This window comes from Paenibacillus sp. FSL K6-1330, from assembly GCF_037976825.1.
Taxonomy (GTDB): domain Bacteria; phylum Bacillota; class Bacilli; order Paenibacillales; family Paenibacillaceae; genus Paenibacillus_AQ.
In genome coordinates this window covers 4,421,323-4,435,004 of the sequence record NZ_CP150269.1, presented here as the reverse complement: position 1 = coordinate 4,435,004, position 13,682 = coordinate 4,421,323, and the positions used below count along the sequence as shown (strand labels likewise).

11 protein-coding genes are annotated in these 13,682 nt (G+C 47.3%); 6 read left to right on the top strand and 5 right to left on the bottom strand.

Features of this window, described 5'->3' with window-relative positions; translation table 11 throughout:
* Nucleotides 1–9: 9 nt before the first annotated feature.
* Nucleotides 10–666, top strand: coding sequence for a bacillithiol biosynthesis deacetylase BshB2 (bshB2, locus tag NYE54_RS19895; protein WP_076321817.1), 657 nt, complete (start codon nucleotides 10–12; stop codon nucleotides 664–666).
* 218 nt (nucleotides 667–884) lie between these two features.
* Here the strand turns inward: bshB2 and cdaS are convergent, their stop codons facing one another.
* On the bottom strand, nucleotides 885–1,502 hold the full coding sequence (gene cdaS, locus NYE54_RS19890) for a sporulation-specific diadenylate cyclase CdaS (protein WP_339265630.1): 618 nt from the start codon (nucleotides 1,500–1,502) through the stop codon (nucleotides 885–887).
* 245 nt (nucleotides 1,503–1,747) lie between these two features.
* Between cdaS and NYE54_RS19885 the strand changes: the two genes are divergently transcribed.
* From NYE54_RS19885 to NYE54_RS19870, 4 genes are all read left to right on the top strand, one after another.
* Nucleotides 1,748–3,586 (top strand): assimilatory sulfite reductase (NADPH) flavoprotein subunit, encoded by a 1,839-nt coding sequence (locus NYE54_RS19885; protein WP_339265628.1) that lies wholly within the window; start codon nucleotides 1,748–1,750, stop codon nucleotides 3,584–3,586.
* 37 nt (nucleotides 3,587–3,623) lie between these two features.
* Complete coding sequence (cysI, locus tag NYE54_RS19880) at nucleotides 3,624–5,342, top strand: assimilatory sulfite reductase (NADPH) hemoprotein subunit (RefSeq protein WP_339265626.1); 1,719 nt, start codon at nucleotides 3,624–3,626, stop codon at nucleotides 5,340–5,342.
* Between the two features lie 155 nt (nucleotides 5,343–5,497).
* Entirely contained in the window at nucleotides 5,498–6,049 is a 552-nt protein-coding gene (locus tag NYE54_RS19875) for a sigma-70 family RNA polymerase sigma factor (RefSeq protein ID WP_339265624.1), read from the top strand.
* Nucleotides 6,042–7,169 carry a DUF4179 domain-containing protein gene (locus tag NYE54_RS19870; RefSeq protein ID WP_339265623.1) on the top strand — a complete coding sequence of 376 codons (1,128 nt, stop codon included), beginning with the start codon at nucleotides 6,042–6,044 and terminating at the stop codon, nucleotides 7,167–7,169. Before NYE54_RS19875 ends, NYE54_RS19870 begins: the two co-directional genes overlap by 8 nt.
* Before the next feature lie 49 nt (nucleotides 7,170–7,218).
* Here the strand turns inward: NYE54_RS19870 and NYE54_RS19865 are convergent, their stop codons facing one another.
* On the bottom strand, nucleotides 7,219–8,424 hold the full coding sequence (locus NYE54_RS19865; RefSeq protein WP_339265622.1) for an MFS transporter: 1,206 nt from the start codon (nucleotides 8,422–8,424) through the stop codon (nucleotides 7,219–7,221).
* 509 nt (nucleotides 8,425–8,933) lie between these two features.
* Here NYE54_RS19865 and NYE54_RS19860 point away from each other — a divergent pair.
* Nucleotides 8,934–9,653, top strand: a complete 720-nt coding sequence (locus NYE54_RS19860; RefSeq protein ID WP_076321809.1) for a YebC/PmpR family DNA-binding transcriptional regulator — start codon at nucleotides 8,934–8,936, stop codon at nucleotides 9,651–9,653.
* Nucleotides 9,654–9,774: 121 nt separating this feature from the next.
* Here the strand turns inward: NYE54_RS19860 and NYE54_RS19855 are convergent, their stop codons facing one another.
* The 3 genes from NYE54_RS19855 to NYE54_RS19845 form a co-directional block, all read right to left on the bottom strand.
* Nucleotides 9,775–10,983, bottom strand: coding sequence for a peptidase (locus NYE54_RS19855; RefSeq protein ID WP_339265619.1), 1,209 nt, complete (start codon nucleotides 10,981–10,983; stop codon nucleotides 9,775–9,777).
* A 226-nt stretch (nucleotides 10,984–11,209) separates the two neighbouring features.
* Nucleotides 11,210–12,391, bottom strand: coding sequence for an MFS transporter (locus NYE54_RS19850; protein WP_215163016.1), 1,182 nt, complete (start codon nucleotides 12,389–12,391; stop codon nucleotides 11,210–11,212).
* Between the two features lies 1 nt (nucleotide 12,392).
* On the bottom strand, nucleotides 12,393–13,673 hold the full coding sequence (locus NYE54_RS19845; RefSeq protein ID WP_339265617.1) for a hypothetical protein: 1,281 nt from the start codon (nucleotides 13,671–13,673) through the stop codon (nucleotides 12,393–12,395).
* Nucleotides 13,674–13,682 lie beyond the last annotated feature (9 nt).

Here is a 13,682-nt window from a genome sequence, read left to right as displayed (position 1 = left end):
CGAGGATTGATGGAGCAAAACATACTGGTCATATTGCCGCACCCGGATGATGAAGCATTTGGTTTATCCGGAACGTTGGCTAAATACATTATGGAAGGCGCTCATGTGACCTATGCTTGCCTAACGCTTGGGGAGATGGGCCGCAATATGGGCATTCCCCCGTTTGCAAACCGTATCACGCTTCCAACCATTCGCAAAGCAGAGCTGGAGGAATCCTGCAAAGCGATAGGCATACAGGATTTGAGATTGCTTGGTTTCCATGATAAAACGATTGAATTCGAGGATCAAAATAAGCTGGATAGCGCGATTGCTTCCCTGCTTCAGGAGATAAAGCCATCGCTGGTGTTCACGTTCTACCCTGGATATAGCGTTCACCCTGACCATGATGCAACGGGAGCGGCTGTAATCCGCACGATTCAGCGTATGCCTGCCGGGGATCGACCAGTCGTTCAATGTCTGGCATTCTCCAACAATTGTGAGCAAGAATTGGGTAAACCGGATGTTTATCAAGATGTATCCATGTTTATGGTACAGAAGCTGAACTCCATTCAAGCCCATCGCTCTCAATTCCAAGCAGCGGAGCTGCTGGGCAAGAAACAGATGAAGGCCAAGGAAGTGGAGCAGCGCTTCGGGACGGAACGTTTCTGGACCTATACATTTGAATAAATCTCCAACATGGGATGGATCCATAAAAAGAGCCGCAGATGCTAATTCTGCGGCTCTTTTTTGCATGGTTTGGTCTTAATGCATTGCGGAGAGAATGAATCGACGTGCCGCCTTCTTAGAACAAATCGGATGGATATAAATACGGTATTTATCGATTAAGTATTGCACGATGAAGGATGCAGCGATTCCGGCCACGCCGAGATCCATGTGCTGACTAATTAGGGGCTACTAATGGATAAGGGGTAAAGCGTTCCTTTCATACAGAAGGAGGTTTTGCCTGTCTCCTCTGATACAACGAGTACCAAGGCATCGCTGATTTCGGATAGGCCAATGGCTGCACGGTGACGGGTTCCGAGCTTACGTTCACCATAGGTTTTTGCTGTTAAAGGCAACACGTTTGCGGCGGAAATAATCATCTCTTTACGTACGAGCACAGCCCCATCGTGCAGCGGGCTGCCGGGAACAAATATGGATTCAAGCAAGGGACTTGTGATTTCTGCAGACAAGGGAATCCCTGGCGTTATTAACGAATCCAGACCATCTTCCCGTTGAATCACAATGAGCGCACCCCGTTTTTTTTGACTGAGATGATATATGGATTTCGCGATTTCTTGGTATTTGCTTGTGAAGGGGAAGAGAAAACAATTGAGATAATACGTTGATGAAATCGATTCAGCTTCCAAAAATTTAGTTCTGACAAGGTCTAACTCACCCAGCAGACATGAACTATCCTGGTCCAAATTGACGATGATATGCTGTAATTGTCTGGTGATATCCGAGAGCTGTTCCTTTAATTTGTTTTTCAGCGGCGTAAAATTACAATCCTGATTTTGCATCCGATATCTTCCTCCTTATCATTGGTATCATTACCATTCGGGGATATCGATATTCTTTAAAGCTGGTGGAGTTTCACTTATAGTTAAACTCGGAAAATCCGATTTATTAGTAAAACTGATAAATGCTATAAGAACATTGTAATTGACCGGTCCAGGTAAGCTGTGATAGGTTCAAAGGAGAAATAAAATTAATTGTATCGTAATAGTAGGAATTAATAATGTGCGCTTTTGAGAGGTGGATATTGTTGGAACTTCAAGTAATGAACAGTCCTTTTAATCAGGAACAGGTGGAGCTGCTGAACCGCCTACTGCCCACACTGACAGAATCCCAGCGGACCTGGCTCAGCGGATTTATCGCTGCATTACAGGGAACGGCAGCCGCAGCAGCAGTTGTGGCAGCACCGCAAGCGAACACGTTAGCCGCTGTATCGGCGCCAGTGGCAACAGCTGCTAAAGAAGTCACCATCCTATACGGATCACAGACAGGCAATGGTCATGGATTATCGAAAAAGTTATCGAAGAAGCTGGAAGAGGTTGGCCTGCAGGTCACGATGTCTTCTATGAGCGATTTTAAACCGAATAATCTGAAGAAGTTACAGAATCTCCTGATTATCGTCAGTACGCATGGAGAGGGTGAACCGCCGGATAATGCAATCCCATTCTATGAATTTTTGCATAGCAAGCGAGCACCTCAGGTAGACCATCTTCAATATTCCGTACTGGCGCTGGGGGATACCTCGTATGAATTTTTCTGCCAAACGGGTAAAGATTTCGACAAGCGGCTCGAGGAATTGGGCGGCAAGCGGCTGACGCCAAGAGTAGATTGCGATGTGGACTTTGATGAGTCGGCTGCAGATTGGATGAATCAGGTTCTTCTATCGTTGAACGAGGCTGGAGCGGGATCATCCGTTGTTGAAAATGGGAGTGCGGTAGCCCTGAGCGATAGTACGGAATCGGAATTTTCAAGAAGCCATCCATTTCAAGCGGAAATCCTCGAAAATTTGAACTTGAACGGAAGAGGATCCGACCGTGAAACACGCCATATCGAAATTTCTCTTGAAGGTTCGAATTTGCAGTATGAGCCGGGCGATAGCTTGGGAATCTATCCGGAAAATCACCCGCAGCTGGTGGATGATCTCATCGCTGCTATGGGATGGAATGCTGATGAAGTGGTTGTCATTAATAAGCATGGTGAAGCGCGAACGCTTCGAGATGCCTTGCTCCGTCACTATGAAATCACGGTTCTCACGAAACCTCTGATCGAGCAAGTGGTTAAGATTTCAGGGAATGAAGGACTACAATCATTGCTGAAGCCAGGTCATGAGCAGGAATTGCGCACCTATATTGAGGAACGGGATTTACTCGATCTGGTACAGGATTATGGTCTGCAGCAAGTGGCGGCGAGTGATTTTGTATCCATACTACGCAAGATTCCGGCCCGCCTTTACTCTATCGCAAGCAGCTCCAAAGCATTTCCCGATGAAGTTCATGTTACCGTTCGAACGGTCCGTTATGAAGCACATGGCCGCCATCGCTACGGCGTATGTTCCGTACAATTGGCAGAGCGTCTGGAAGCTGGCGATTCGCTGCCGGTATACATTCAGCATAACCCGAACTTTAAGCTGCCTGAGAATTCGGACACTCCGATCATTATGATCGGACCTGGTACAGGCGTGGCACCTTTCAGAGCCTTTCTGGGGGAACGGGAAGAGACGGGGGCAGAAGGGAAATCATGGTTGTTCTACGGAGATCAGCATTTCTCAACGGACTTCCTCTATCAGATTGAATGGCAGCGTTGGTTGAAGGATGGAGTACTGACGCGTATGGATGTTGCTTTCTCTCGGGATACGGACCAAAAAGTGTACGTACAGCACCGCATGCTGGAGAAGAGCAAGGAGCTATATCAGTGGCTCCAAGAAGGAGCCTGCGTCTATGTTTGCGGCGATGAGAAGAAGATGGCTCATGATGTGCATTCCGCCCTGGGGTCCATTCTCGAGCAAGAAGGCGGCATGAGTCCGGAAGAAGCTGCGGAATATCTGACGCTCATGCAGCAACAGAAACGTTATCAGCGGGATGTGTATTGAGATCATCCCTGTGGTTTTCGAGAGGAGAAAAAGGAACATGTCTGATAATAATCTAGTATCACCCCATAGTGCGCCGCATAGTGATGTTGAGGACATCAAGCGTCGAAGCAACTATCTGCGTGGCAGTCTTGTAGAGACATTAGAGGATCGCATTACGGCATCGATTCCCGAAGACGATAACCGGCTGATGAAATTTCACGGCAGTTATATGCAGGATGACCGGGATTTGCGTAACGAACGACACAAGCAAAAGCTTGAGCCTGCTTACCAGTTCATGCTGCGTGTTCGTGCCGCTGGCGGTGTCGTAACTCCGGAGCAATGGCTGATGATGGACCATGTAGCCCAAAAGTATGCCAACGGAACGATTCGCTTGACCACACGCCAATCTTTTCAGCTTCATGGCGTACTGAAGTGGAATATGAAGAGCACCATTCAAGAAGTGAATGAAGCCATGCTTAGTACATTGGCTGCTTGCGGTGACGTCAACCGTAACGTGATGTGCAATCCGAACCCTTATCAATCCGAAATTCATTCGGAGGTATACGAATGGGCACGTATGCTTAGCAGTCATCTCGATCCGCGCTCGCGTGCGTATCATGAGATTTGGCTGGACGGCGAGAAGATTGTAGACAGCCTCCAGGAGGAGCAGGAGCCGATTTATGGGCCGGTGTATCTGCCGCGGAAATTCAAGATCGGGATGGCTGTGCCGCCTTCCAATGATGTTGATGTGTATTCCCAAGATCTTGGCCTCATTGCAATCATTGAGGAAGGACAATTGAAAGGCTTTAACGTTTCGGTAGGCGGTGGCATGGGGATGACACACGGTGATCCGTTAACCTATCCTCAAGTGGCAAAAGTCATTGGTTTCTGCAAACCCGAGCAGATCGTTGACTTGGCCGAGAAGACGGTGATGATCCAACGTGATTACGGAGACCGTGCGGTGCGCAAGCATGCTCGTTTCAAATATACGATTGATGATCGCGGAATCGATTGGTTTGTGGGCGAGCTCACAAGCCGTCTGGGTTGGAAGCTGGAGGAGGCAAAACCGTTTCATTTTGATCATAATGGTGATCGCTACGGCTGGGTTAAAGGCAGCAATGGCAAATGGCATTTTACACTGTTCATCCAAAACGGGCGTGTGAAAGACGAAGCCGATTACCTGCTGATGACAGGCCTGCGTGAAATCGCTCAAATCCATAATGGAGATTTTCGTCTGACGGCCAATCAGAATCTGATCATTGCCAATATCAGCAGCCACAAGAAGAAAAAGATTGAAGAACTCATCAAGCGTTACGGACTTATGGACGGTCATCATGATTCTGCCCTGAGAAGAAATTCCATGGCATGTGTAGCCCTACCGACATGTGGATTGGCGATGGCAGAATCCGAGCGATATTTGCCGACGTTATTGGATAAAATCGATGTCATTCTGGAAGAGAACGGACTTCGCGAAGAGGATATCGTCATTCGAATGACCGGGTGCCCGAATGGATGTGCCAGACCGATGCTGGCCGAAATCGCATTTATCGGAAAGGCGCCTGGAAAATATAACATGTACCTGGGTGGAGGTTTCTCCGGACACCGACTGAACAAGCTTTATAAGGAAAACATCGGTGAGGCCGAAATTTTGGATTCCCTTCGTCCCATCATGAAGCAATTTGCACAAGAACGCGAGCAAGGCGAGCATTTCGGTGACTTTGTTATTCGTGCCGGTTACGTGAAGGAAGTATTAGACGGGCAACAATTTCATGCATAATGATACTCAGTTATAAACAAACCGGAGTTCTTCTTGAGGAGAGCTTCGGTTTGTTTTGTTTATTGCACATGGGATTGAGATAAATTAAAACCGTTTTGGGAGTTCGTCCGTCTTAACCCATAGAGCATCATATAGAGAGAGAAGGAGAGGAGATCATGATGGGCTCCCAAGCAGAGATGAAAAAGGTGGTACTGACAACAACGGAAGAAGAAACCGATTTTTACCAGGCTATTATGGAACACAAGGACACACTGATCCATATTGCTTACAGTTATTTGTGCAACCGATATGATGCCCTGGAAGCAGTGCAGGAGATGACGTGTAGAGCATGGGTCAAGCGTTCAACGTTAAAAGAAGGGAGAGCATTCAAAGCCTGGATCATCCGCATCTTGATCTATGTTTGTATTGACGAACAGAGACGTCGCAAGCGAGCTGTCCCAGTGCCTGATCATGAGCTGGAAAAAGCGATTGTCAAACCAGCTTTGGAAGGGTTCAATCATAACAGGCTTGCTATGTGGCCCGTTCTGAAAAAGGTGAAGCCCAAGTACCGACATGTGCTGATATTGAAATATTATAATGACATGACACTGAAGGAGATAGCTGCGATCCTCGGCAAGCCGGAGGGAACAGTAAAGACATGGCAGTACAAGGGGCTGGAGCATTTACGAAAATTAATGAATAATCGGGGGGAATGGCAGGATGACTAGTCCTGAAGAACAAGCAATGCTTGCCGATGCGGAACAGATCCGTCAGGAACAACGGCAGCAGCTTCATGCTATCGATGCTACATACGCTATTCAGCGCGGGTTGGCGATGGGACGGACGCGCGGGAAATCTCGAAATCTTTCTTTGAAAGTGGCTGCTATCACACTCATAACTATTATGGCTGCCGGTTTGTGGCTGCTCAGTCCGTTCAAGGACACCGTTGCTCCACAGGCAGCCAAGGAGCAGACGTTGGACTGGGGAGCACTGAGCAAGTTTAAGGGAATGGACTATGATATCGATCAAAGTACATTGGAGTCGGCGATAAGAAACAATTATATTCAGATGATCAACAAGTCGGTGAAATCGGGACTTTACGAGATTAACATCGATGCTGTTACAGCGGACGAGAACAAATTAATACTGTTATATTCAGCCAAGACGGATTACAGCCAGGAGATCTATGATGTGAACAGTGTTAGAATGAAGGATGCGCAAACAGGCCGTTCTTTAGGAAATACCTCAAAAATAGGAGGCTGGGAGAGTCAAAGCTGGCAAGGGCGTGGAACATTAAAGTTGGATCGCAGCCAACCTTTCCCTAGAAGCATTGAAGTGGATTTTCAAATTGCATCCGTAGATCGAGGCAAACTGTCTGATCCCAAGACAGGAACGGTCAAGTCAGAGATGAATTACTCCGAGAGGATGAAAATTAAGTTCAACTTGGATCCGAAATTTGCTTCAATCAAGACGGAGACGTATCAACCAAATCAAACATTCAAGCTAGGCGATCATCAGATTGTGTTATCTGAGGTTGAGATTTCTCCGCTCATGACACAAGTAAGATTCGCTTACGATCCTGGGAAAAAAATTGATTTTCAAACCAAGCTTTCGATAAGTGACATGGTACAACCATTCGAAATTGTATCGAAGACGGCAGATGGGCGAACTTATAAATTGTCCAGCTTGTTGGGACACGGAACGGAGGATGGGTCTCAGTATACGTTCAGCAGCAATATGCTGGATGATCCAGAGTCTATGGTACTGAAGTTGTATCCTGAATCCCGTTCATCGTATGCATCTGAACAAGAAGTAGAAAAACATATGCTGGAGTTCAAAATAAAATAAGAGAATAAGAGCCGCCTCTAGAAATGTGTGAGGCGGCTCTTATTGTTGTTCATTGCTCCAATACGCTTGCGGTGCTCGTTTTCTTTTTCAACAGAGGGAGCAGCAGCGCCGAACCGGTCAGGAATAAGAATGTGCTGGCCGCATAAACGGCGAACAGGGACAGTTGGTCTTTGAGCAATCCCCCCAGCGACATGCCCAGCACCATCATTCCCATATAGATGGGGGTTAGGGCGCCGCCGACCCGACCGATATACGGCCCCTCCGTATTGTTTAGGATCATGGTGTTGATTCCAATGTGGATGGTCGGATAAAAGAATCCGTTAAGCACTAGAAGCAGTATCGTAAAGATGACGCTGGTTGACCAGCCGATACCAAGGGTCCCGACAGCACTAACGCTCAGGCCGAGAGCAAGTAAGGTTTGAGGGGGTATTTTCTTAGCAAATGCCATGACGAAGCCCCCTCCGACGAGCATCGCCGCCCCATTGACCGTTAACAGCCATTGCAAGAATGACTTATCCTGACCGAGGTTCTCAATCGTCACAAATATCGCGAGCGGCTGAGTAAGTCCCGCTCCCAAGCCAGCCGCGGCGAAGGTCGCGCCAAGGGTTCGAAGCGTTTGATTATTCCACACATAACGAAGGCCTTCAATAAGCTCTTGTTTCAGGTTCTGCTGCTTGGATTGTGTCTCTTCCTGTAAATCACGGGGCAGCATTGTCAGAATCAATCCAGAACCCAGGAATAACGCGCCTGTTACGATCAGCGATACTTCTATGCCGAACGTTTGATATACAAATGCACCGGCGATCGGGCCGATGACCGTAAAGAAGGCAACCATCGATTGAAACATGGCCATCACGGATTGCAGCTGTTCAGCGGGTACATGCTGTTTGAACAGCTTCATCGCTGAGGGCTGAGAGAATTGAGACAGCGAAGCTGAGACGAACGTAAGTACCAGCAATGCCTGCCACGACCCGTTATGAACGGCGATCAGTACGAGAAATACCGATACCGCAGACAATGCATCAGAACTGACCATAGTACGCTTGGGTCGCCAGCGGTCCGCGAAAGTACCGCCGATGAAGGCAAACAAGAAAATGGGCGCAAATTCAGCTACGGATATGAGGGATACATACACAGGGTTATTGCCTGTCAAGTCGGTAACGTATAGCAGAATGGCAAAGTTACGAACCCAAATGCCAAGATTCAAGAGAATGCGTGACAAGACAATCGTTCGAACATAGGGATTGTTAAGCAAAATGAAGGTGTCTCCTTTCGGGATCTGTACTTAACAGATGGGATATCGTAAAAAACAAGCGAATGCGCATTTCGTTGTTTGATACATAGACATAATATTATTTTGTCTATAAATAATCAACTGTTTTTTTTATTTCATCTACTTTTTTCGTAAAAAAAGCGCTTCCCGCATTTGTTCATGAGCAGGAAGTGCCTTTGAGACATTCGAAGAGGGCAGCACCAAGACCAGCACGAACAAGACTTGCAATAGCCGGAGGTTCGTCAACCCGGCATACATATCTGGGGGCAATTCCAGCCTCCTTCAAGAATTTCTCGTTCATTTGTTGGAATATAAAATCTTCCTTATAGCTTACTCGTCGGCGATCATCACGGATTGATGATTACGGGGATGTGTCTATTTTCCGGATATACGCTCTTAACCTTGTTCAAGGGACTTAATAGAGATATAATGGACAAGGGTATTTATTGAATACCGGCTACAGATTCAATGATGAAAGAGAGCGGAAATGTATGGGCCGTAAATGGAATAATATTAAGGAAAAGAAAGCATCCAAGGATGCTAATACAAGTCGCGTATACGCGAAATTCGGTGTAGAAATCTATGTTGCTGCCAAAAAAGGCGAGCCGGATCCCGAGTCCAACCGTGCGCTGAAGGTTGTTCTTGAGCGTGCCAAAACATACAATGTGCCGAAAGCCATTATTGACCGTGCCTTGGATAAAGCCAAAGGCAGCGGGGATGAGAATTATGAAGAGCTGCGCTATGAAGGTTTTGGTCCGAATGGTTCGATGATCATTGTTGATGCTTTAACCAACAACGTCAATCGTACGGCGCCTGCTGTACGTTCTGCCTTTAATAAGAACGGCGGCAATATGGGCGTCAGCGGTTCAGTATCTTATATGTTTGATCCAACCGCAGTAATCGGCGTTGAAGGTAAGTCGGCTGAGGAAGTTATGGACCTGCTGCTCGAGGCCGATCTGGATGTCCGTGACATCCTGGAAGAGGAAGAAGCGGTGATCGTCTATGCTGAACCCGACCAGTTCCATGCGGTTCAGGAAGCATTCAAAGCCGCTGGAATTACGGAGTTTACCGTTGCCGAGCTTACCATGCTGGCTCAGAATTTTGTCACCTTACCGGAAGAAGGACAGGTACAGTTCGAGAAGCTGATCGATGCACTGGAAGACCTCGAGGATGTTCAGCAGGTGTATCACAACGTGGAATTTGAGGAATAGTTAAGTAACGATTGATATCTTACTACATTAAAAAAACATCGTATTCAGGAATTCCTGAGTACGATGTTTTTTTGTTTTTTGGCGATTTATTTTAGCTACGGTAAGCAGCCAGAACATTAGCTTAGTTGTCGGCTTGAACCATAATCACTTCGGCGGAAGTGAATGCGGGTATGGACATGGTCATGATCGGGGAGTGGGAGACCACGATTTTCATGCCGGGTTCCAGCTTCTCGTCGGGATTCAGTCCAATCACTTGAGTATCCTTGGAGATGGTGATGATGATATCGTTATCCGTGGATTGATCTGAACCTACATTGATATACAGTTGATCCTTAGAAGTGCGTTCGGATGCAGTTATCGTGCCTTCGACTTTGGGCGCTGAGGTATCGGAGACCACGATCTTATCTGCATGCGACAGGGCAGGGTAAATCACGGACACGTATTCAGCTTCGATTCGCAGACCCGATTTCAAGGCTTCAGCTGTTAATGGTTTGCCCTCGGCATCTACAATCTTTGTGTCGCCATCAACAGCGAGCACGATGTATTCGAGGTCACCTGCTTTAACTGGTTTACCGGAAACGCTAATTCTTCCATCCTTCATTTCTGTAAGGATTCCGTCAATGCCGGCTGCTTGCTCCTGATCGTTATTCTCGGCATCCGCGTTGACCCGAATATAATTCGTTGTTGATTGAGGCGGCATACTTAACGCAACGGCAGGTCCATAGAAGGAACGAATGCTCATGCCGGTTTTCAGGTCGCTTGCTTTCATTGTGTTGCCATTTTGATCGATGATTTTTGCTTTTGGATCCAGATGAAGCAGAATGGTCTCTTGGCTGTCGTTGTACAGATTGGTTCCCTCCACAAGGATACCTTGTTTGTTAACCTCGGAGATAGTTCCATCTATAACGGCAAAGTCGTGATCCTGAACAATAATCGTAAGCGCCGAACCTTGAGCGGGTAAGCTCTTCGTTATGTTTGGGCTATAGAAAGCTTTTATCGCTTTGTTTTTATCCACGATCGTTTGCAGCTGGACCTGGTTCCCTTGGGCATCGATGATTTTAGTATCCTTGGATACGGAGAGCCTGATTTCTTGTTGGTCGGTTGCTGCCAACCCCCGGCCGGCTACGGTAATCCATGTGCCTGTTTTGTCATTTACGAAGTCCTTTATGTAGCCCATCGTTCCAGGCACGCTTTTCTTCACCTGGTTCATGATGTTACCTTGTCCCGTATGGGCTGAAGCAGGAGGGACGTCCTGTGCATTCGCTGCTATCGGCAGTGCCGCCATCGCTAGAACTGTAGCGGTTGTTAGTACTTTGTAGATTTTTTTCATGGTAGTATCCTCCAAATGTAGATTATCATAGAACGCTAGGATTCAGCTAAGTCTTATCATGAATTGGTAATATGTACTTGCTGCTATATATCCATAGACGGACGGGACGTGCTAATGTTGCACAGAAGATGAAAAATCTCTTGTGAGCATCGTGGCAGTCCAAAAATAAAAAGATCGCCCGATGCTGCGGGCGATCTTGGGGAGCGTAATGATTATGCAGAAATGATTAGGCTTTTGTCCGTCCAGGGGTGCGAATAAGCAGGGCCAACACTGTAATAATTGCTGTAAAAAGAAAGATCATATTAAATCCATGCTGAATGCCAAAGGAATCGGATACTTCTCCAATCAAGAGTCCAACAACGGCACCTCCCAAACCAGAGGCAACGTAGATGAGGCCTTGCAGTGACCCGGCCTGCTTCGTGAGTTTCGAAGCAATGCCCTGAGCCGTCGGAAACAATACGGACAGGGCAAGTCCGAACAGCATCATCAGATAGCTGGCGTTCACAACTAGGACCCGCCCGAGAATCAAGGCTAGAAAAGCGAATACGGAGAATCCGATCAAGGTGCGTCTTTCGCCAAGCTTGTAGATGATGAACCCGCCCACGAAACGTCCAATGGTAAATAAGAAAGCAAAGCTGGCAATGATATACGCTGCCGTTGAGGCTTTCTGCGCCGCGTCCATCCCGGCTATGTCCAGCGACGTATAGAAGATAGGGAAGAAATTCAGGAATCCGGCTTCTGCTGCAACATAGAACAAAATGAACAGAATGACGTATAAGATTTGGCGATCCTTAAACAATCTTGCAACCGACATCAAGCTGACTTTATCTTGTCCTTCGGAGACGACCTTCCGTTCCGGTTTAAACATCATAAGTCCAGCCAGAATGAGGGCAATCACGACGGCTACTCCGATATAGAACATCCGCCAACTGATGTTGTGAGAGAAAATCGCATTCAGTACGAGCGGAGTAACAATCATTCCAACTCCGAATAACGCGTTGGCTAGGTTGAACACCACGCCGGATCGTTCCTTGAAGAAGGTGGGGATCAGCGTCGCAACAGAGACTGTCATGGAGCCGATACCAACACCGACAATCAGATAGAATCCGAGGAAGAAGGCCACGGCATAGGAGGAGCCGGTTCCGATTAAACCGAGAATCATCAGAACCGTACCGAAGGTCATGACAATCTTGATGCCTTTACGGTCTGCGAATATACCGGCCACAAGGCTTGCCAGCAAAAATCCTACTTGAAAGACGGATACCATAACGCCGACTTGGCTGAGATCCAGATTGATATCGGTCTGGACCTTCTCCAGAATGAGCCCCTTGGTGTTCTGAATTCCGCCGAGTACAAACATGGTAGCAAAGATGAGAAAGTAAATAATGGGGCGCTGTATTTTTTGCATGCTAGTTCATTCCTTTCTCTCGATAGGTTTGTATGGCTTCAAACAGTTCATCCGCAGCCCAGCCGTAACAGTAGTACAGCAGTTCATCTGCGGCACTACGCTCACCGGCCTTCACGGCCTCGATCAGATTCTGAGGAGAGATGTTCCACATCTGAATTCCGCTATAGATACGCGTATCGGGGGCGGATAGATTTCGCACCTTGTTGTTCTGATCAGCGACAAATTGAATAGGGAACCCTTCTCGCTTAAACGTCTCATAGGACAGGTCGTACGGAAGCTCAAAGAATCTTTTAAAAGCTCGGAATGCACGTTCCTGTTCCTCTGCAGTATCCGCTAAATAATGAATCAGTCCTTGTACGTCCGCACCGCCGCCCAGCTTATGATACGGAAAATGTTTCAAGGCGGGCGCAAACTTCGTGATGCTTGCATAATCCTGACCGAGCATCCAGCTGTAAGCAGGAGGCCAGAGGTCCAGCCACAAGGTAAAGTCTTCGTTTACTTTCCTTACGCGATCGATGAGACGTTCCACGAAGCCGGTTACGCTTCGTTGACGAAACGTGATCCATTCTTGTATAAGCACATGGTTTTGGGCAAACGTTACGGCCTCCTCGAATTTTTTCTCTGCAATTAGGGAGGTCCATTGTCTCAGCGTATCCTTGAGGGCGCTTACATCCATGTGCTGTTTCAGCATTTTCTTCTCGCAGTGCGGACAGAAGCAAGTTAACAATCCTTTCGGGTTCACTTCTTCGCCGCCCCAATCCGGATACCGGATGCGATCAATCATGTAAGTGGTGTATCCGTAGCGCTTGCGCAAGTCGAGCAATGCTGTTTCCCAGAAGCCGATGACATCAGGGGCATTGGGACAGAGCCAGTGAGGTATGACTTGTCCATCCATATCCGTAACTAGGTTGTTGGCGAGCAAACGGCCTTCAAAATGGCCATTTAAAATATTCAGCCACGGGATAATCTCGTACTCTTCGTCCTGCAGTGATTCTTTAATCATCATCAAAGGGTCCTGATCCGGGCTGAGGGTGAGTTCTCTTCGCTGATCAAGTCCAGAGCCCTCATAAGAAGGAAGGATGGCGTGCATCGTTCCCGTACCGAATACAACTTCGTGCACGGCGTTTCGCGGTAAACGGCCAACAGGGTTCGGATTTCGTTCGAAAATGGTATTAACTTCAGGGAAGATGTAACGGACATCCTTCAGCTTACGAATATAAGACATAATCTGCGGTATACCTTCGTCTACAATATCATGCGGGTGCAATTGGATTCCTGACATTTTATAATC

Excerpts from the sequence above, each read along its gene's own strand:
- bshB2 (WP_076321817.1), top strand. The coding sequence starts at position 10 with ATGGAGCAAAACATACTGGTCATATTGCCGCACCCGGATGATGAAGCA.
- cdaS (WP_339265630.1), bottom strand. The coding sequence starts at position 1,502 with ATGCAAAATCAGGATTGTAATTTTACGCCGCTGAAAAACAAATTAAAG.
- cysI (WP_339265626.1), top strand. The coding sequence starts at position 3,624 with ATGTCTGATAATAATCTAGTATCACCCCATAGTGCGCCGCATAGTGAT.
- NYE54_RS19875 (WP_339265624.1), top strand. The coding sequence starts at position 5,498 with ATGATGGGCTCCCAAGCAGAGATGAAAAAGGTGGTACTGACAACAACG.
- NYE54_RS19870 (WP_339265623.1), top strand. The coding sequence starts at position 6,042 with ATGACTAGTCCTGAAGAACAAGCAATGCTTGCCGATGCGGAACAGATC.
- NYE54_RS19860 (WP_076321809.1), top strand. The coding sequence starts at position 8,934 with ATGGGCCGTAAATGGAATAATATTAAGGAAAAGAAAGCATCCAAGGAT.
- NYE54_RS19855 (WP_339265619.1), bottom strand. The coding sequence starts at position 10,983 with ATGAAAAAAATCTACAAAGTACTAACAACCGCTACAGTTCTAGCGATG.
- NYE54_RS19850 (WP_215163016.1), bottom strand. The coding sequence starts at position 12,391 with ATGCAAAAAATACAGCGCCCCATTATTTACTTTCTCATCTTTGCTACC.
- NYE54_RS19845 (WP_339265617.1), bottom strand. The coding sequence starts at position 13,673 with ATGTCAGGAATCCAATTGCACCCGCATGATATTGTAGACGAAGGTATA.